This is a genomic window from Enterovibrio nigricans DSM 22720, assembly GCF_900167155.1.
Classification (GTDB): domain Bacteria; phylum Pseudomonadota; class Gammaproteobacteria; order Enterobacterales; family Vibrionaceae; genus Enterovibrio; species Enterovibrio nigricans.
The window spans coordinates 1-19,282 of the sequence record NZ_FUXU01000073.1; the positions used below are offsets into that span (position 1 = coordinate 1).

The 19,282-nt window shown below is 45.9% G+C and carries 15 protein-coding genes and 1 pseudogene; 9 read left to right on the forward strand and 7 right to left on the reverse strand.

The window, feature by feature from the left end; all coding sequences use genetic code 11:
• Positions 1-100: 100 nt before the first annotated feature.
• The 6 genes and pseudogenes from B5D35_RS18545 to B5D35_RS18570 all read left to right on the forward strand — a co-directional run.
• A pseudogene (locus B5D35_RS18545) lies at positions 101-292 on the forward strand (HlyD family type I secretion periplasmic adaptor subunit); the annotation flags it as partial.
• 113 nt (positions 293-405) lie between these two features.
• Complete coding sequence (locus B5D35_RS18550) at positions 406-1,662, forward strand: TolC family outer membrane protein (RefSeq protein WP_078754022.1); 1,257 nt, start codon at positions 406-408, stop codon at positions 1,660-1,662.
• Positions 1,663-1,666: 4 nt separating this feature from the next.
• Positions 1,667-2,260, forward strand: a complete 594-nt coding sequence (locus B5D35_RS18555; RefSeq protein WP_078754011.1) for an OmpA family protein — start codon at positions 1,667-1,669, stop codon at positions 2,258-2,260.
• A gap of 16 nt (positions 2,261-2,276) precedes the next feature.
• Positions 2,277-2,945: a transglutaminase-like cysteine peptidase gene (locus B5D35_RS18560; protein WP_078754012.1), complete on the forward strand. Its 669-nt coding sequence runs from the start codon at positions 2,277-2,279 to the stop codon at positions 2,943-2,945.
• A gap of 6 nt (positions 2,946-2,951) precedes the next feature.
• The gene (locus B5D35_RS18565; protein ID WP_078754023.1) at positions 2,952-4,886 is read left to right on the forward strand and encodes an EAL domain-containing protein; all 1,935 of its coding nucleotides are present in this window, start codon (positions 2,952-2,954) and stop codon (positions 4,884-4,886) included.
• A 26-nt stretch (positions 4,887-4,912) separates the two neighbouring features.
• Complete coding sequence (locus B5D35_RS18570; RefSeq protein WP_101210353.1) at positions 4,913-7,018, forward strand: type I secretion system permease/ATPase; 2,106 nt, start codon at positions 4,913-4,915, stop codon at positions 7,016-7,018.
• Positions 7,019-7,090: 72 nt separating this feature from the next.
• On the opposite strand, the gene B5D35_RS18575 is transcribed toward B5D35_RS18570, so the two are convergent.
• The 6 genes from B5D35_RS18575 to B5D35_RS18600 form a co-directional block, all read right to left on the reverse strand.
• Positions 7,091-8,752, reverse strand: coding sequence for a flagellar assembly protein A (locus tag B5D35_RS18575; protein ID WP_078754013.1), 1,662 nt, complete (start codon positions 8,750-8,752; stop codon positions 7,091-7,093).
• Positions 8,753-9,044: 292 nt separating this feature from the next.
• The gene (locus B5D35_RS18580; RefSeq protein WP_078754014.1) at positions 9,045-9,437 is read right to left on the reverse strand and encodes a hypothetical protein; all 393 of its coding nucleotides are present in this window, start codon (positions 9,435-9,437) and stop codon (positions 9,045-9,047) included.
• 136 nt (positions 9,438-9,573) lie between these two features.
• Positions 9,574-10,320 (reverse strand): phosphatase, encoded by a 747-nt coding sequence (locus B5D35_RS18585; protein WP_078754015.1) that lies wholly within the window; start codon positions 10,318-10,320, stop codon positions 9,574-9,576.
• A gap of 7 nt (positions 10,321-10,327) precedes the next feature.
• Positions 10,328-12,358, reverse strand: coding sequence for a tRNA(Met) cytidine acetyltransferase TmcA (locus tag B5D35_RS18590; RefSeq protein ID WP_078754016.1), 2,031 nt, complete (start codon positions 12,356-12,358; stop codon positions 10,328-10,330).
• Between the two features lie 202 nt (positions 12,359-12,560).
• Entirely contained in the window at positions 12,561-13,529 is a 969-nt protein-coding gene (locus B5D35_RS18595; RefSeq protein WP_078754017.1) for a ParB/RepB/Spo0J family partition protein, read from the reverse strand.
• A 3-nt stretch (positions 13,530-13,532) separates the two neighbouring features.
• The gene (locus B5D35_RS18600) at positions 13,533-14,741 is read right to left on the reverse strand and encodes an AAA family ATPase (RefSeq protein ID WP_078754018.1); all 1,209 of its coding nucleotides are present in this window, start codon (positions 14,739-14,741) and stop codon (positions 13,533-13,535) included.
• Positions 14,742-16,081: 1,340 nt separating this feature from the next.
• Between B5D35_RS18600 and B5D35_RS18605 the strand changes: the two genes are divergently transcribed.
• The 3 genes from B5D35_RS18605 (at position 16,082) to B5D35_RS18615 (ending at position 19,039) form a co-directional block, all read left to right on the forward strand.
• Positions 16,082-18,064 (forward strand): replication initiator protein RctB domain-containing protein, encoded by a 1,983-nt coding sequence (locus tag B5D35_RS18605; protein ID WP_078754019.1) that lies wholly within the window; start codon positions 16,082-16,084, stop codon positions 18,062-18,064.
• Positions 18,065-18,387: 323 nt separating this feature from the next.
• Entirely contained in the window at positions 18,388-18,807 is a 420-nt protein-coding gene (locus B5D35_RS18610; protein WP_078754020.1) for a glyoxalase superfamily protein, read from the forward strand.
• A 43-nt stretch (positions 18,808-18,850) separates the two neighbouring features.
• Positions 18,851-19,039, forward strand: a complete 189-nt coding sequence (locus B5D35_RS18615; RefSeq protein WP_078754021.1) for a hypothetical protein — start codon at positions 18,851-18,853, stop codon at positions 19,037-19,039.
• 2 nt (positions 19,040-19,041) lie between these two features.
• On the opposite strand, the gene B5D35_RS18620 is transcribed toward B5D35_RS18615, so the two are convergent.
• A partial coding sequence (locus B5D35_RS18620; RefSeq protein WP_139367806.1) for a DDE-type integrase/transposase/recombinase occupies positions 19,042-19,282 on the reverse strand: 241 nt, incomplete at its 5' end.

A 19,282-nucleotide genomic window follows, 5' to 3' on the forward strand; every position in this document is an offset into this window, starting at 1 on the left:
GGCCAGAAAAGTGACGCCCTTTGAAATCAGTCATGCTTAATAAACGACGAGGAAGGTGACACTAGATTGCCTGAAACTTAAAACTTTGCAACGGAGCCTTCAAGACGAAGAAGGCAACAGTTTTTATCTGGTAAAAATTCGTACAGCATCCAACAACCTAGGTGATGGTGAAGAACTTCCAATCATCCCTGGCATGACAGCGTCTGCAGACATAATTACAGGTAAACGCAGCGTGTTGGACTACTTACTAAAACCCATATTACAAGCGCAAAAATCCGCATTGCGGGAATAATAATATTTATTTGTGGGCTGTATTATTGCCCACTTTAGGGAGATCGCATGTTGAAAATAACAAAGCTTATACTCGCCACTGCATTTACATTTGCCAGTAGTTCGGCGTGGTCAATGTCTCTCGAAGAAGCCGTCGCCGTAACGATCGCAACCGATCCAGAACTAAAAAGCGCCTTCAATGACTTTATGAGTACTCGCCAAGACATCGATGCAGCCCAAGGCGATTATTACCCTGATATCGACCTGAGTGCGGGGTACGGCTATGAATACATAAATAACAGTTCTACCAAGGCGGGGGGTGACAAAAGCTTTAATCGCAAAGACGCTAATCTCAGCCTGACGCAACTTATCTGGGATGGCAGCACCTTAAACAATATCGATCGAACAGAATACGAAGCTGAAGCCCAACGGTTTCAGTTACTCTCTGATGCGCAAGATAAAACCCTAACCGTCACCGAAGCCTACGTTTCTGTTCTCCTCTCTCAACAATTATTGGCTTTATCGGAAGACAATGTTGGTGTTCACGAGAAGATAAAATCAGATATCGAAAGGCGCGCAGAGTCAGGTATCGGTTCAACCGCTGATTTGTCACAAATCGAAGCTCGTGTCGCACGAGCAATCACCAACATGCTTGCGGCGAGAAGTAATGTAATAGACGCTGAAACAGAATTTTTCCGGCTGGTCGGGTTAGAAATTGAAAGCCCGGTTGATCCTGAGGTCGACCAACTGTTTTTACCGTCGTCGTTAAAAGAAGCCGTCAATGTCGCATTCGAATTGAACCCTGTAATCAGATTAGCGACGCATGATATTGATGCTGCACGCGCCCAGTATCGCCAGAACAAAGGTAACTTCTACCCGACTTTCACAGTAGAAGCCAACCAAAGCTGGACGAACGATGCTAACGGTGTTGAAGAAAGTGTTGATGAATTCAGTGCCATGCTGCGTATGAGATGGAACCTCTATAACGGTGGCTCAGATAAGGCCAACACGAAGCGCAGTGCCTATCAGCTCAACAAGTCGAAAGACATTTTTGAAAATGCTGCCCGCTTACTTAAAGAAAGTACTCGCCTTGCCTGGAGTGCTTATGAATTAACGGAGGAACAAAAGAAATTTCTCGCGGATCACGTAGATGCGGCCTCGGAAACAGTCATTGCGTATGAAAAGCAATTTAAAATCGGTCGCCGTACTTTGTTGGATTTGCTAAACACCGAAAATGAACTTTTCGAAGCCCGTCGCTCTTATCTCGATGCTCACTACGCCAACATCAATGCCAAATACCGTGTTCTGAATAGTACGGGCATGTTACTTGATGCGCTACGGATTGATGTGCCTCAGGAATGGCAAGAGCCTGTCGTTAATAATGAAGGTTAGTTGTATGAAATACTCTATTCTCCTGTCAGGGATGCTTGTGGTTATCTCTGGTTGCTCACTTTCTGTCAATGCCCCTCCTCTCTCGGAGCAACATTCTGACTTACTCGACGCCGACTCCGATGGCGTCATCAATGTGCGGGATTTGTGCGATGGTACACCAACCACTGTCGTGATCGACAATGATGGTTGCCCCGCCTACGTTTTATCTGAAAACGACAGTTCACTTAGGATTCAGTTTGCAAACGACTCGGCAATTGTAGAGCCTGCCTACCTTGAAGAACTGGACAAAATGGCCGAATTCCTTCACCTTTACCCTGAAACCTCTCTTGAACTTCAAGGACATACAAGTTCGTTGGGTACAACAACGTACAACAGTGAGCTTTCTGTCCAACGCGCACAAGCGGTAAAGGCGCAGCTGATTGATAGAGGAATTAAAACCGAGCGCCTCACCATCATTGGACTTGGTGAAGATGATTTGGTTTTGGCCGACACCACAGAGACTTCCCAGCTTGTGAATCGACGCGTTGTTGGCCGTGTAAAAGGATTTAAAGGAGATATCGAGGAAGCATGGACAATTTTCACCCGGCGGGAACAGTAATCACTAAGGAAGCCTAATGCAAAAACGGGTCTCCCTGTTTTTATTGTTCCTTTTACCCGCGATTGGTTCTTTTGCAACCAGTGACATAGATAATCGTTGGGTAAAGAAGGTCGCTGGATTTTACGGTGAACGCGCGGGAATGCGTGTGGCTGCATGGCGAGATGTCGTTTCAAAGTCTGGCAGCCTTTCCGAGGAAAAAAAACTCGTGGCCGTAAACGATTTTTTCAATCAACTGTATTTCGTTGATGATATCGACCTATGGGGTAAAAAAGATTACTGGGCTACACCGCTTGAGTTTCTAGGTAGTGCCGCCGGCGATTGTGAAGACTTTAGTATTGCTAAGTACTTCACTCTCAGAGAGTTAGGGATAGACGATAAAAAATTGAGATTGGTTTACGTTAAAGCAATAAAGCTGAATCAATTTCATATGGTTGTCGCGTATTACCCCACGCCGTCCTCTGAGCCTGTGCTTTTAGATAATATTGATCCGAAAATCCTGAAAGCGTCAAAAAGAAGAGATCTACTACCTGTCTACAGTTTCAATGGTAGTCGACTTTGGTTAATGAAAGAACGCGGTAAAGGTGAACTGGCAGGCAAATCTTCTCGGTTGGGGTTGTGGAACGATCTCCGGCAAAGAATGGGGTCAGTAAAACTCAATAGGCCGATCAAAAACTATGATGGGTAAATGTCTATGACTTTATACCGACAACTATTTACATGGATGTTGGCAATTTTTTTCCTGTTAATCCTCGCGGTGACAGGGATTGAATTAAACACCACTCGAAATTTTCTCCTCACTCAGCAAACAGCTGAAGTGAATAACACCATCAATTCTATGGGGCTTGCACTTGCTCCCTATTTAGAAGATGACGACAAAGTCGCAACTGAGTCTGTTATCAATGCGTTGTTTGATGGCGGGTTCTATCAAGAAGTGCGGCTAAAGATGTTGTCCGATGGCAGCGAAATCATCCGCCAGTATCCGGTCACCGTTGAAGGAGTCCCAAACTGGTATATTTCCCTCGATCTCTTTCCTGTTATCACGGAGGAGCGGACATTCACCAGCGGTTGGTTACAGCTTGCTGAAGTTACCGTTGTTTCTCACCCAGGCTATGCCTATCGGGAGATGTGGCGAGCGACCATCCAATTAGGGATCTGGATTGGCGTACTGTTTATTATTGCCATGCTAATAATAGCCACCCAACTCAGTCGTTCTCTGCGTCCGCTCAAAACCATCACTGACCGCGCACAGGATATAGCACGTAACAAATTCAACAGCGAGCCCATCCCCCTTCCACCGACGACCGAGTTAAAAATGGTTGTAACGGCCATTAACCAGATGAGCAATCAGCTGGAAGCGTATTTTGAACAACAAGCAAAAGAAGCGGATCGGTTACGTGAGCATGCCTACCGCGATACCGTATCAGGTCTAGGTAACAGAAGCTTCTTCGTGGGTCAGTTAAAATCTTGGTTAGCTGAATCTGCAATTGGTGGTTTGGTGATGGCTAAAGTCGACCTCATCACAGATACCTACCAAAACCAAGGTTTTGAGCAAGGCGATGCCATCGTCAGCCAATTCTCCAAAAAGCTCAACACCACCATTAGCGATGCTGACTTTACGGCATCAAGAATATCAAAAGACGAATTTGTCGTGCTTGCCCCAAATTGCAGTGCCGAAGACTTACAAGTTTTAGGTGAGAGTTTACTGGCAATTGTCACAGATATGCAGCACGACCCGATGGGTATTAGCCCACCGAAAGTAGCTATTGGTTTGGCCGTTAACAGCTCAGAAAATCGCGATGCCAGTCAGTTGTTGGCGCAAGTTGATAACGCGTTGACTCAAGCGAGAAACACCCCGAATCACCCCGTGTCCATCGTTGACCAAACGACAAACGACGCATCAATGGGTAAACAGCAATGGAAAACTCTTATCCTTGATGCCATTGCACACGACTGGTTCAAGTTTAAGTTCCAGCCAGCGTCTAACAGCGACCAGAATGTTCTTCACCAAGAAGTCTTTACCGCCATTGAACGTGGTGATGATTACTACGGTGCAGGTCACTTCCTGGGGGCTGTTGAACAGTTAGAGCTGGGAGAGTCTTTCGACCGCTATGTAGTAGCACACATGATTGAGCAACTGATCGATGATCCTAAACTTGGCCCTATCGCAGTTAACCTGACACATAACAGTGTCACGAATGCATCGTTCATTCGCTGGCTGACAACGGTAATGCAAAAGCACCGCGACATGGCCGGCAGACTGTTCTTTGAAATTCCAGAAAGTGTGTTCGTTCGCTATCCCGATCATGTGAGCTTACTGACAGAGCAGGCTCACCGCTTTAACTTTGGGTTTGGTGTCGATAACTATGGACGAAATTTCCAATCCCTCGACTACCTCAATAAGTTTAAGCCGTCATACGTGAAAATTGATTTTGCGTATACCAGCAATCTTGAAGACGAAGCACAAAGCCATGTGCTAGCCTCAATATGCCGGACTGCACATAACCTCAACATCACAACCATTGCTACTCGTGTTGAAACTGAAGCGCAGTTAAACAAGCTATCGGAGCTGTTTGTAAACGGCTTCCAAGGCTTTATCTTCGAGAAGAAATTGGAGAATCATGGTTAAAGATCCGCTATTGCAGTCTTTGGTCTATGTTAGCCGGTACTTTGGTCTATGTTAGCCGGTACTTTGGTCAGGCGAATTCGCCTGATGCCTTAGTTTCCGGCTTGCCCATTTCAGATGGCTACCTTTCGCCATTCTTATTCCCGCGAGCAGCAGAGCGTGCGAGTATTGATGCAAAAGAAGCACGCATGGAACTGTCCGATGTCTCTTTGCTGCTTTGCCCTTGCATCTTGCTGCTTAAAAACAATGAGGCGTGCGTTCTACTCGACATCGATCACGAACGTGGCGAGGCGGAAATCGTCACCCCTCATACTGAAACCACGTCAAATATCATCAGCCTCTCGGACCTCAACGAGGATTATAACGGCAAGCTCTTTTTACTTAAGAAGCAGTTTCGTTATGACGAGCGTTCACCTGAAATATTAAAAGAGCGCAGTGGGCATTGGTTTTGGAGCACGCTATGGGAGTCACGGTCGATCTATCGTGATGTTTTCATCGCATCCATTTTCATCAATGCATTCGCTATTGCTACCCCTCTTTTCTCTCGTATTGTTTATGACAAAATCGTTCCCAACCTCGCTTTTGATTCGCTTTGGGTGTTAGCAAGTGGCGTGTTCGTCATCTTCATTTTTGACTTAGTACTGAAACTACTTCGTAGCTACTTCATCGATATATCGGGCAAGAAATCTGATTTGCTGATCTCAGCGAGAATTTTTCAAAAAGTCATGGGCATTCGCATGGAGGCTAAACCCCCTTCGGTCGGGGCCTTTGCCAGACACATGCAAGAATTTGAGTCGATAAGAGATTTCTTCACCTCCGCGTCAGTGTCTGCCCTTATCGATTTGCCGTTTGCGTTCTTTTTCCTGTTTATCATTTGGGTTGTTGCCGGCCCCTTGGTCATCGTTCCCATCGTTGCGGTAGGATTTTTGATGATTCATGCGATGTTGATTCAAAAACCACTGAGAACGACAATCGAAGAAGGATCTCGTCTTTCTTCGCAGAAGAACGCCAATCTGATTGAAAGTTTGGCCGGGCTTGAAACCATCAAGTTGTTCGGAGCCGAAAGTCAGTTCCAATACCGTTGGGAAGAAGCCGTCGCGCACATGGCCAATTGGGGCATCAAGACCCGCAGACTAACCGACTCGGTGCAAAACGCTGCAGGCTTTATTCAACAATTTGTATCAGTGTCCATGATTGTGTTTGGGGTCTACCTCATCGCCAATGGTGATCTGACAATGGGGGGATTGATTGCCGCCAGCATGCTCAGCTCTCGCGCAGTAGGTCCAATGGTGCAGTTGTCCCTATTGTCGACACGCTACAATCAAGCCAAATCTGCGATGGTCATTATCGAGCAGCTCATGAATATGCCATCCGAGCAGGAAGAAGGTCAGCGCTACATCCACCGTCCTATTATTCGTGGCAAGGTTGAATTTGACCGCGTGAACTTCAACTACCCTAACAGTGAAGTCGCTTCTCTGCGCGATGTGTCATTCACCATATTGCCCGGTGAAAAAGTGGCAATCATAGGGCGTATCGGTTCGGGTAAGACAACCCTCAGCCGCCTGTTAATGGGTCTGTATCGCCCCACAGCAGGTTCTGTACGCATCGATGAAACCGACATCACCCAAATTCATAATATCGACATACGGCGAAACATAGGCTGCGTACCGCAAGACCCTGTTTTGTTCTTTGGGTCCATCCGAGACAATATTACTTTGGGTCGCCCACTTTCAGACGACAGAGATATTTTGGACGCAGCCAATCGCTCTGGAGTAACAACGTTTACGCAGCGCGACCCTGCGGGTCTTGAACGCCAAGTGGGTGAAGGTGGTGGGCAGTTATCAGGCGGGCAACGTCAGGCTATCGCTATTGCTCGTGCGATGTTGGGCCGTCCGCCCGTACTTCTGATGGATGAACCAACCAGCGCAATGGATAACCGTTCTGAACAATACATCAAGCAACAATTGTCCACGCTTCGCCGCGATGAAACCCTGATCATCAATACCCACAAAACAGGCATGCTAGATGTTGTTGACCGTATCATCGTGATTGAGCAAGGCAGCGTCGTCGCTGACGGGCCTAAACACGTAGTGCTGCAAGCGCTAAAAGAAGGTAAGGTACAAAAAGTCGGTTAAGCCCACACACCACAAAAAAAGCAGGCTACATAGCCTGCTTTTTTATCGTCATTTACACTGTAAACCCATGAGCTATTTCAGCTTCTCGATTTGAATCTCGCGCCCATCTGTTACAAATTTACAGGGACCGTACTCATTCGTCACTGCAAGCTGTGTATCACCGATCTGGCAATGAACACCACCAAAACAGGCCTTAAATACTTCAATACAGTGGCTGCGGTAAAGTGTACTGAGCTCGGTGGAGCTGGAATCCATCTTGGCTTTGAGTGCTGCAATTCTTTCGAAATGGTGCGTTTTGGTCCACGCCAAGCGCTCAATCAATTCATCAGGGCGCTTATTCGCGGGTTGTTGCAACAGCTTAATTTCCGCATCTTTGACTTTCATAAGCTGCTCATGCTCATGCTCAAGCTCTTTGGTAATGCTCAACGTTTTATCGATGATGTCACCCAAGCCCGTGAATGCGGAGATGTATGTATGCACACCGGATGCAGCGCCCAAATTCACCGCCTGTATGCCACACCGGGCAATGTGCTTTCCGCCCGTCAAGGTGCCACTTCGCTTTGCTTGATCACAGATAATAAGGTTACTGTCTGTATACGTATTGCAGTGCATTGCGTGCTGGCTAATGGTGATATCATCCACAGCCACAATTTTTGTATACTGTGCAAATTTGGCGACAACGGAACCCTTGGCGAGGATCTGAGTATTAATTTCCTGATCAGACTGAACTTGGCGACCCAGAATCCCATTGTGAATAACAATGTCTCCGCCCGCTTCGAGGACGGCTGACTCAACGACACCACCTACTGTAATCGATCCTGTCGCCTGAACTCGCATTCCGGCAGCAACGTCACCATTGATAACCACACTGCCTTCAAAATTCACATGCCCCGTCGCTACAGTTACGGCTTTCATACACAAGGCGTTATCCACTTCAACGCCATCTGGATGCAAGATAGGCATACCGGATGTCTGAGCAATGATGACGTTTTCATCATTCGCGCTGAATAAGCTGCCAGGGAATAGACGTAATGGCGCATCTTTGCCGGGGGTGGTAGAAATGATTTCTCCCGTAACTTTAAAACCTTCAATTCCTTTTGTAGGGGGGATCCGTTTAGCGAGCGGCTGACCTTCTTGCACCGTAATCATTTTGCCCAAATCTCGCATATCCACCGTGCCATCGTCCCTTTCTTGAGGTCGTAGCACCCTGGCTTTACTGTCTTGAACAAGATAAGCGATTTTTGAATCATCACCAGCGACCGGCCATTTTCCGGCAGCAATCGGCACCTCTAAATATTCTCCAGGTTTGAGACGGGCAGAGGCCGTTAGCAATTTTTGCAGAGTCTGTTTCTTAACGCCTCGAACAATCTGAGATTTTTTGAGTGCACCCAGTAGATCATTACCTTTAATTGGGTTGCCGCCACATGCACCATCTACACGTAGAAACGCCGTCATCTGCTGTTCATCGAGACGCGCGGTAACCGACCCATCGCGACGCTCAGCAACAACAACATCATCTGGCTCCCCTTTCCAATCATCATTTGAGGCATTAATTTTGGTAAGAACCGTTTCGATGGTTTTTTCAAAACGGAAAAAATTGGCGACATTGTGCTTCGTCAACCATTCAACGATATGTTTTTTCTGAATATGGGGCGCGTTTTCGTCTGCCTTGGGTATAACCGACATGTATACCCTACGGCCATCATTTGAAAGCCGCAAAAGCTGTTGCAGCATGTAATCCCCTAAAATAGAACATTAAAATTACGAACAAACATCACACTAGCATTCTACCTAGATGACACACTCAGACTAAAACACCACCAAGCCCAAGTTAGAATTAGATCTCATTTAATTATTGGTTGGTGATTCAATACTGGCGCAAGTGTCATATAAATGAATTATAGAAATTTTTCCCCAATCTGCCGCCTTCTCAACCCGATAATTGGGAATCTATGAGCATATTAATTGGGGAACTTAATTATTTACTATTTGAATCATAACGTTAGTTCGAGGTGATGTGTGAAAATCAACGGAAAAGTGAGAGATCTTGATGAATCTCTTCTGATAACCATTCGTCGAGACAAAATCCACATCTAAACTCACCGTTTTTCGATGACTCTTGATAAATCAAGGAGCCTTTGAGAGGCGGCATACCCACAATTTGAATCATGCAGGTCGTATCTAATTCGAGTTTGTGTGTCGTTGTGAGGCCTAACCCACTTCTACTTGCATCTTTGATGCATACACGACGACCAAAATCGTCATCGTGATCGACCAGAGAAACGGAGGGTGATTGGTATATTCTTGCAAGCAGCCCCGACTTACCGACAATGAGCCGTTCTTGATAGCGCTTATTGCGATTTGGTTGATGTTTGTGTTCTAGAACATCATTATCGTTATTCTCAATATTCCTAGCCATACTGCCTCCTTCGGATCGCTTTACAGCTGTTAAAGCAGCAACATAACAAGTATATGAGAGTTCCATTACAGTATTTGTATTGAAACTTAGATGCCGAATGAGAAACTACAAGCTGTTTACAGTGTAAATTCTGAAATTAACTCAGAAGACCTTTTACGATTTCCTGTCTACGCATGTGCCGCTTATTCATAAACTCGATGAAGAGTCCTTCACTGCTTGTGATGATTTGGTCAGGTGACAAGCCTACTTGCTTTATCAATGCTTGAACACTTTCAAAACGACCAATGTCATTGGCAAAATGGGCATCAGACCCGGTTGTGACCCACGCGCCATACTGTTTAGCTAGCGCAGCGATCTCGACACAGTTCGGCTCGCTACCCGCACGGGAGCCGTTAAATGATGAATTGTTTAATTCAAGTGCAATTCCATGCTCGGCAGCCGACTTAACCACAGTTTCAATATTGATGGGAAAAGACGGATTCCCCGGATGGCCTATGGCATCAGCGATACCGTTTTGGATAGTGTTTACTATCGCATTTGTATGCACCGCTTCGGAAACCGGACGAAACACAGGCTCGTGCAAACTGGCATTCACCCAATCCATGTAGAGATAGACATAAAGCGGCATATCCAAATTACCGGCTTCATCTAAAATATTGGCTTCAACGCCTCGACAAATACGCACGCCTTCCAAGACATCAGGAATCACTCGCTGATTGACGAAGTGCCAATGGTGAGGTGAGCCTGGCATGGTCGACGCATGGTCAGTCACGCACATAAAAGCAAGACCCGCAGACTTTGCGACTTTAGCATTCTCCATAACGGTACTGTAAGCATGACCACTAGAGATGGTATGCGTGTGAGTGTCCGCGATTATTTGCATAATTTCCTCAGTCATTTATTACGATGGCGACCCATTGCCGCATTGCTGTTTCCGCGTCTTTACGACCTGTATATCCGTATTTTTTTGCGAGAGAATCCCAACCACTACGTTGTAATAGCTTGGCAGATAAAAGCAAACACCCCGTACTGTTCATTTCATCGTGGTGGTCGCTACGGATAAGCCAATGGAGAAACCATTGCCAAAGACTACCCACCACTAGGTCATACCCTAACGCCCCTTGAGAAAAGAGCCTAATTTGCTCCTTGGCGAATAGAGACGGTGGTGACGCCCGACACACGCTTGATACCAGCCTGTTGAGTAGCATTGTATCCATATCCGCGTATTGTTCAGATAGTTGGTGCAAAAAGTTCAATGAAAGGAGCTCAGAAAGTTGTTCAATCCAAGGAAGCCTTTCACCCAAAGGTTTAATCATTTGCAACGAATAGCTACCACTCGCGGCATCCCTTTGCACACCCAGTCGAACAGCGTGATAACCTTGTTCAGTCCAAAATGCCCACAGTGGCATATTGCAACCGAAACTAGTGCCTATGGCTGCGATGCCAACCTGGAGTGCTTGCTGTTCCAACGCCGAAATTAACGCGCTCCCGATACCCTGACGACGAATGCTTGGATGTACTGCTATACGAACGATACGAAGCAAGGACGACACTAGCGGGTCTACAATACCAGAATGAGACGCCAGACTTTGCGCCAATAAGTGCCCTTTCGCGCGTCGTTTGCCCAAGACAACGTCCATGGCCAATCCGGGTTCAAAATTGCCCTCTCTCATTCCTAATGCCGCGCCGACAAGCACGCCATCATTGAACGCCCCTATGATGATTTGATTTGCCGAATTAAGAAGCTGGACCAAATCATTGGGTGATGTTTGATAATGTGCAGTCACCATTAGCGCAAACAATTGGCGCAATAGAGGTTCATCTCTGAGTAGGTCATCTGAAGTGATTTGTCTTGTTGTGATATCGCCGCATTCCGGTGCATTATCAGGTTCGGCATCAAACAAAAATGCATCAAACAACCACTGTTCTAAAGGATCGTTTCTTGACCAACGGACTGGCGTTTCCAATCGGCATTCTTTCCAACCTTTTGCGCACGTCGACAGCATGCTTCTGAATCGGGAACTGAACGCTCTGCCCGTTCCTTCATACCCATGTTCAGTTGAAGAAAACACGATGCGGCTATAAGCCAGCAGGATGTTGTCTAACATAGGGATCGGGATCGCCGCTGCTTCATCAACAAGTAACAGGTCACATGAAGGAAGCTCTCTAAGCAGCGCATCGGGAGCCACAAAACAAACCTCTCCGCCCGACGAATGCGATATGTTTTGCTTACTTTCACGCGTAAATGAATCATCTAACACCGCATGCTTAAAAAGGGTTTCGACATTCGCCATAGAAGGAGACGTGACAAGAATACGCTTTTTTCTTTCAGCAATGATGTGACCCGCTGCTAAACCCATGGCCGATGACTTGCCTCGACCACGATCAGCAACCATCAATAAGGGGCGTCGTCGGTGTCCGTTCAGCACTTTATTGATGGCATCAATGGCCATCTTCTGATCGTCCGTTACCCCGTCAGAAAAACACGTTTGAACATCATATTCAGTACAGATTGAAGGGAGAGTAACGCCTGATTTTTGAGAAAAGATAGCGGCATTGGGATGAGAATAAAACCGCGACAAACGTTCGGTAAACGGGGAATAAACGTGAGTCACTAAAAAGAGAAGCAATTCCCCCCCTTTTACGCAACCACTAAAGGCACAGACTTTATCAACGTCAATCGACTCCCGGATATCTAGTGCGAGTGTACCTAGCTCCTGCCCCAATAACTGTTTGGCTTTCGACCACGGCAACACACTGGCATGATGGGTAGCATCGCTCACCACAATGACATCAGGCAATGCATTGAGGAGGCTGACACAAAAATCACTGTCTCCTTCCACAAAGACAGGAAACCTCACGTTGTTTTTCTTCGCCAATGTTTTGAGCGCCAATAAGGCAGAAACAAACTCTGTATTCACGGTATCTTCAACTGATGAGCCTTAAAACGAACAATGACGGTTGTGTGTACGCAAATGTCGCCGCACAACGCAAACATTGGAACTCGCGTCCCCGTCTAAGACTTGATGTTATTACGAATAAGTCATCATACCGGAATCGATTTAGATACAAAAAAAAACGTGCCTCCATGGGCACGTTTATTCTCAATGGCGTAGAGAGATATTAACCGAGTTGCTGCTTGATAAATGCAAGAATGGCGTCTGAATCTTCGGCATTTAACTTCTTAAGATTGATTGACAGTGCATCGCCTTTACGACGATAACTGGCGCGACCTTTAACAAGATCGACTGCAATCGCTTCAGTTTGACGGCGAGAGGGTTTTAAATCTTCGCACCATTGCTCAAGGATCAGCGATACTTCGCGTGTAATACGGCTCACGCCAACAGCATCGACTGACTGCCATACTGGCTTGCTATTCAATTTTTCAAGCAACGCATTTCGTTGTGTTTCGTCCATCGCGAAATACAATTTGTGCAGTTTAACGATGGTTGGTCGACCAAGCTCACCTACGCTCGGGTACGCTTGCAGTAACGACAAAGGTAAAGCCGCTGCTTTCAAAGCACCGCTGACTAACGCTTCGCTGCACTGACACACTTTTGCCAGCTCTTTTTGATCAGTGACATCACTACGATCCAACATGGCTTGCATTTCATTACCTCTTTCAAACAGAGATAAAGGCTTATGTGCGTTGGCGACATCGGAAAGGAACTTCGCGTGTTTACTGTTTATGTCTTTAGCAACATAAACCAAGAAGTCTTGCTCTGCGAGAATACAAGACATACGTCGGCGGCTACCGTCGAGGACTTCTATTTTGTCCCCTTCCAACCATCGACCAACCGCAGGATACTGCTGACCACGGTCTTTTAACGTAACAAGAATGTCTGACAGCGCAAGCTCATTGAGGAATGATTGTTCACGCGCATTCTCTGCGAAAACGGACGTACGTTTACTGACATCCGAAGCAGGAATTTTAACCAGCTCAAACTCTGCCGTTGATTCACCCGCGATAGACAATTCAATTACCGCAGCTTTCTCAGATGCCGCCTTTTGCGCTTCTTGCGCAGTTGTTGCTCGACGTTTATCGACTTTTCCAAAAAGGCGAGCATTTAATTCAGATGTTTTGATAGCCATTTATCACTCCTGATTGCGCTGCGACCAGTGGCTGTGGAGCACGCGTTCTAGCTCCAAACCGGCACGATGAACGGCTTCTTGTGCCGTAGAAAGTGTTTTTTTACCACCTTCGAAGTCCTGGGATGTCAGGTCAAAGACCGTACTATAGGTATCCGCGCATGTTTCAAACGCGCGGCTACGCGGGATTGTTGCCATCATGACTTGATCGCCTAACAAGTAGTTCATCTCCGTCAATACGGACACCTGCTTCTTATTATCGTCCTCAAACATGGTGGGTACCAATCGTACGAAGGCTAAACCAGGCCAGTTCTCAGGGAACATCTCATACACTGTCGGTAAGTGTTGGAAAAAGTTAACCGTAGAGGCCCAATCGAGGCGTTTCGCTGCACAAGGAATCAGTAGCGCATTAGAGGCGTACATTGCATTCCACACCAACGGGTCAATATGTGGACCGGTGTCGATCATAATGATATCGAACTCGTCAGCGATGACGTCTATGACCTTTTCTTGCAGCAACTGCACAATATCTAACGAACCGTTAGTCGCTAGATTCTGCCAAGCTTCCGCATTGAACATTGCATCTTCAGGAAACGCAGCGATAGTTTTCAGGTTTGGATATTGCGTTGGCAGCAGGACATTCTTCATCATGAAGTCTTTGTCCGGTACTTGTGGGGTATTCTCTAACATCACATCTACTGCAGAGTAAATACCTTCTTGCTCCGTCACGCTGATTTGAGGGTTAAGAAAAAGACGTAAAGAGCCTTGAGGATCAAGGTCAATCAAGCAAATTCGGTAACGTTTTTCTAAATTTAACGCCATGCAAGCCGCAAGGTGGACTGCACTCATCGATTTACCCGTACCACCTTTTTGGTTCTGGATATTGATAACCCAAGGTTTGTACCCCGCCCCTTTTCCTTCATGGAACGCAGGCATTTTCGCGGCTTCCATAATTTGGTGCGCTTCATCAAGTGTGATGGAGTAATGATTGGCGTTATTTTTTGTGAACTGATGTCCTGACTCTTCCATTCTTGAAATGGCTTCGTCTAGTTTTCGGCGCGTTAACCCAGAACGCGTTTCCATCATTGCTTTTGACATAGGCGGGAAGAGCTGATCATGACGCTCTTCCATGACTATTTCAATACGATCAGCCTGAACCTGTTTTGTTTGCTCTGCTATCGTTAGCAGGTTTTCTATCGTCTTTTCCCTATTCATTTTTCTTTTCGCCATAAAAGAGAATTAAAACGGATTGTACAGCATTTTACGAGTCGCACAATAAAAAGCTGAACGTGCAATTGATTATTTAAGATGGTGGTCACTTTATGGCAAATTGATGAAAATTAGGCATTAAAAATTGACTATCATTGCAGGTTCAAACTTACAGATTTTAAGTGTTACAGCGTCACTTCTTTACAATGTAAACTGACATTTGAAGCAAAGTTTCTCGGTGTTTACCGGAACGCTATAAAGGTTTGGCTAAATTACGGAAGGTAGCCGGTCAATTTTTCAAAAACCACAGAAAAGCAAATTAACCATGATGACGCCTTATTCTTTTGGCAAATCGGCCTATCTTGATCATGCTTACGAAAGCATGATCAAGTACGTCATGTAAATCAGCGTACGTGAATCAAAAAGTGAAAATGTTGTCTTGATCATCGTTCCACCCTATTTGATAGAACTGGGAACAATGATCAAGATAGATATCACGGTCAACTCTTCACCAAAATTCACGAATTAAGATCCTTGCTCTTCGAAACGATGATCAAGTACGTCAAATCTCGATGCACCGATCATTGTGTGTTCGGAACGATGATGAATGCTGACCAAATTACGGCTGATGCCTTTTCAATACTGAATTTATCGACAATCAACACGATGAAAGAGCGAGAACAAGGAAATCCATCCTTATATATCGGTACAATTGAAATTCAATGAAACATACTTGATCATCGTTTCGGTTCACGGACACATACTCAAGCGCGGCCAAATTACGCCAAGTGTCATTTCAATAATCGATTGATGGCATCGTAACGGAATAGGCTAATCTCCAAAACGACGAAGTTTCGCACTTTAATGCTCTAAAACGCGTAACCCTGATCATTTTTCCGGAGCGTCGAAGAGAGAAAAGTGCAAACCAGAATCGCGTACCGACGAAATCAGTGATCAGGGCTGTGGATAACATGTGTAAGCGTCTTGATCATGCTTTAGTGACTATGATGATCACGCTTTCGTAATGATGATGATCATGTTTTCAACCTTCTAATGATCATGCTTTCAAGGACTTAATGATCATGCTTCTGGATTTTCCGTGATCATTCTTTCGGATCATTGAAAAATATAAATGAATACTAACAAAGACTTACGGGCAAAAATAAAACCAGATCATTAGATCAAGTAATCATATAGATCACTATTAATCATAAAGATCAGTTAAAAGAAACCTACAAAAAAGATCTTTCTTTCTTATTCATTTTTTATTAATCTTCTCGGAAAGATGGCTCAATTACGGCCTACTGTATTTTGATTAAACTAATGCATACAAGGAGCTGTGGCGAATGGCCTCTAGTCCTTCAGAAAAAATTCTGATCACTGCCCCTCGATCACACAAAGATGGGCACCTTTTTGAAGTCCATGGTCAACTGATAGATTGGTTGCCACAGTACGAACATTTCAAAGGCGTTACCAAGAGCATTCTTGAGCTACTCAATCTCATTTCTTTGAGAGGCTTTGCATCGAAAGATGGGTATGTTTCTACCACTGAACTGGTTGAAGCAACAGACGGGCATTTAACGCGAGCCGCTATCCAACAGCGACTACGTGCTGCTGTGCAAATTGGACTTTTTACCCAACAAGGCGTGAGATTCGAAGAAGGGCTAGCTGGTAAGACAATGCTTCATCGCTTTGTTAACCCAAGCCAATTGATCTCTGTGCTGGGCTCTGCAGGTTTGCAGTCTGAGAAAACCAAAGTCATTGCGAAACAGAAGCGCTCCAAGGCGTTGGCACAAAATCACGTTAACAAGCAACTGCTACATGAGCATGGTTTAGGCATTCCACCTATGATGCCTGATGAGAAGGATCAAATTCTCATTTCTCCGACAAGCTGGGCTGGGATCATTGATCAGGCATTGGCTCCTCCGAGGACCAAAAAAAGTTATCAAAAATCAATGGTCGCGATCAGTGGTTCGAAAGCGATCATCGAAACACGATCTTCGAAGTCGATCATGACTGTCGACGATCTAATGACACTTTTCGCGCTGTTTACGTTGACCGTGCAATACCATGATCATCATTTGCCAAATTACGAGCTTCAAACTCAAAAAATTGGCAATAAAACACCAGTTTATATCACGGATATTTTGTCTTTAAGAGGCAAGAAAGATAGCGGCCCTGCCAGGGATTCAATCCGTGAAAGCATCGATCGTATTGAATTTACTGATTTTCAACTTCACGAACTGACAGGTCGTTGGATGAGTGAAAATATGCCCGAAGGGTTTAAGAGTGATCGATTCCGATTTATCGCTCGAACGATCACTGCATCCGAAGAAGCGCCGAGAGAAGGGGATGATGGGGAAATTCGTATTAAACCGAATCTTTATATCATGGTTTGGGAGCCTTCATTTTTCGAAGAGCTGATGACTCGCGATTACTTTTTCTTGTTCCCACCAGAAATTTTGCGTCAGCATACCTTGGTATTCCAGCTGTATAGCCTCTTCAGAAGCCGTATGTCGCGTCGTCTTGAAGATTCCATAACCTTGAGCGACCTGAATCAGAAAATGGCGAGAAACATCGAATGGCGACGTTTTTCGAGTGATTTGGTTCGCGAGCTTCGTAAAATGGCGAAGAAAGAAACACAGGCTGAAGATGTCTTTGCAGTGAATTTGTATGGCTATCACTTGACGGTATATCGCATGGATGATGACAAAAAGCATCCGGATTACCGCATAGACATCAAATGTAACGTGGATGAGGTGATTCGTTTCTCGCGTGCGAAAACGTACAACGAAGGGAAACGATCCTTGGCACCGACCATGCCTAACCCGCTTCGCAATGAGATCTTGCCAAAGCAGGACCTTGATCAGCTTTCCGAGATCATTGACGGGGAATTCGAGCCTATTCAACGCAAAGAAAAGCGTGGAGGCCGTTTGGGGCGCCGCGTTAAGCAGCGCAAACACCTTGTCGAGATCAATGCCGACGAGTTGACCATTACTTTGTCTAAGTACACCTCTCCGGAGGCACTGCAACGCAGTATAACGGCATTGTCCGCCATGACAGGGCATCCCGCAGCCACGATCACGGAAGAGTGTCAGGCGTTCATGGATAAACTGGATTGGCTGAGGGTAGATGGCGAAGTCATGCCTTACGAAACCTTGAGTAAGACGATTGAGTTCTACAACGGCCATCAAGATGAAAAACATTTGTCGATCGAACGTTTGATTTCCGGCCTTGCGGTTCGCCGTAAGGTGTGTCGACAGGTCTTTGACGGCCATCTGGATTCCAGTGTGTTACAAGTCTTGGATGAAGTGGCCTCTGGAGGATAAAACTCTCACCGAGTGCTGACAGTACACTGACATGGGAGCGGGGTGGGGCGTCTAGGATTGAAGGCGAATAGATACCTTTGTCCTATTGGCATCCGGGCTCCCAGATGCACTTTGCTAACCTTTCAACGAGCCTTCTGGCTCGTTTTTTTTTGTCTTCATTTTGCGGACGTGCCGAGAATCCCCACTGGCGATGTTGCGTCGATGTTAATTGAATGCTAGCGTTTGAATTGAGCCGCGGATATCGGCCTGCCGCCCACGCTGGCAAAGCAACGCAATATCTACCTTCTACATAAATCAAATGAATTGGTTGTCACCCGGAAGGGATGTATACAGCGAGTGGGCCGCCGTGTGCGTTTTTTGTCGGTAATGTTGAAACCATAGTGACACCCAAAAGCCCAATTATGCTCGATATCAAAACGTTGAAACGTCAGGCAAAAGCTCTCAAGCGTCAGCACCAGTGTACGCACATGCAAGCGCTGGAGTGCATCGCGCATGAACAAGGCTTTGAAAATTGGCATGCGTTACTACGGTTTACAGAAAATTCCCATCGAACGAACCTGCGATACATGGAGTCGGTGAATACGCAAAGAATGGTGCTGGAAGTACCGTTTTATTCATCGGTTCCTGTGGGATGGCTGACTGGCAGAAATACCTACTCAACGGCAATTCAGCACCAACAAGGGCAGAGTGCAGAAAAGAGCAATGAGCTCGAAGTGCCCGTCTCTTGCTGGAAAACTAATTGATTACGTTGAGGTAAAACCGGGATGACATGACAGGGAGTAATCCATGAAACGTGCTATCTTCGGAGCGCTTGCCGCTTCAATGTTGTTAAGTGTCAATGCATTTTCGGAGACGATATCGATCTCTTGTGGTGCAGTCGGTCAAGAACTTGAACTTTGCCAAGAAGGCGTTGCTGCTTGGGAGGGGTTGTTGCAAAAAATTCAATCGGGCGGATTTCACCCCGCCGCTTCCTGAAATTACGTGTAAATTACCTCGACATTAAAGAGTCGATTCATGAAGGCGGATCTCTCCCGCACAAGCACTTTACGCTCATCCTGACGTAACCAAAAATCAAACTGGCCTTTATTCAACATCCGTAGAGATTCGAATCCCTGAAGGGTTGACCAGGCACGCTTTCGTTTTTTAAAACCGCCGGTGCCTGCAAGGAGTTTCTTGATGGGGGCATGATCGGATTCAATACCATTGTTGAGGTATTTC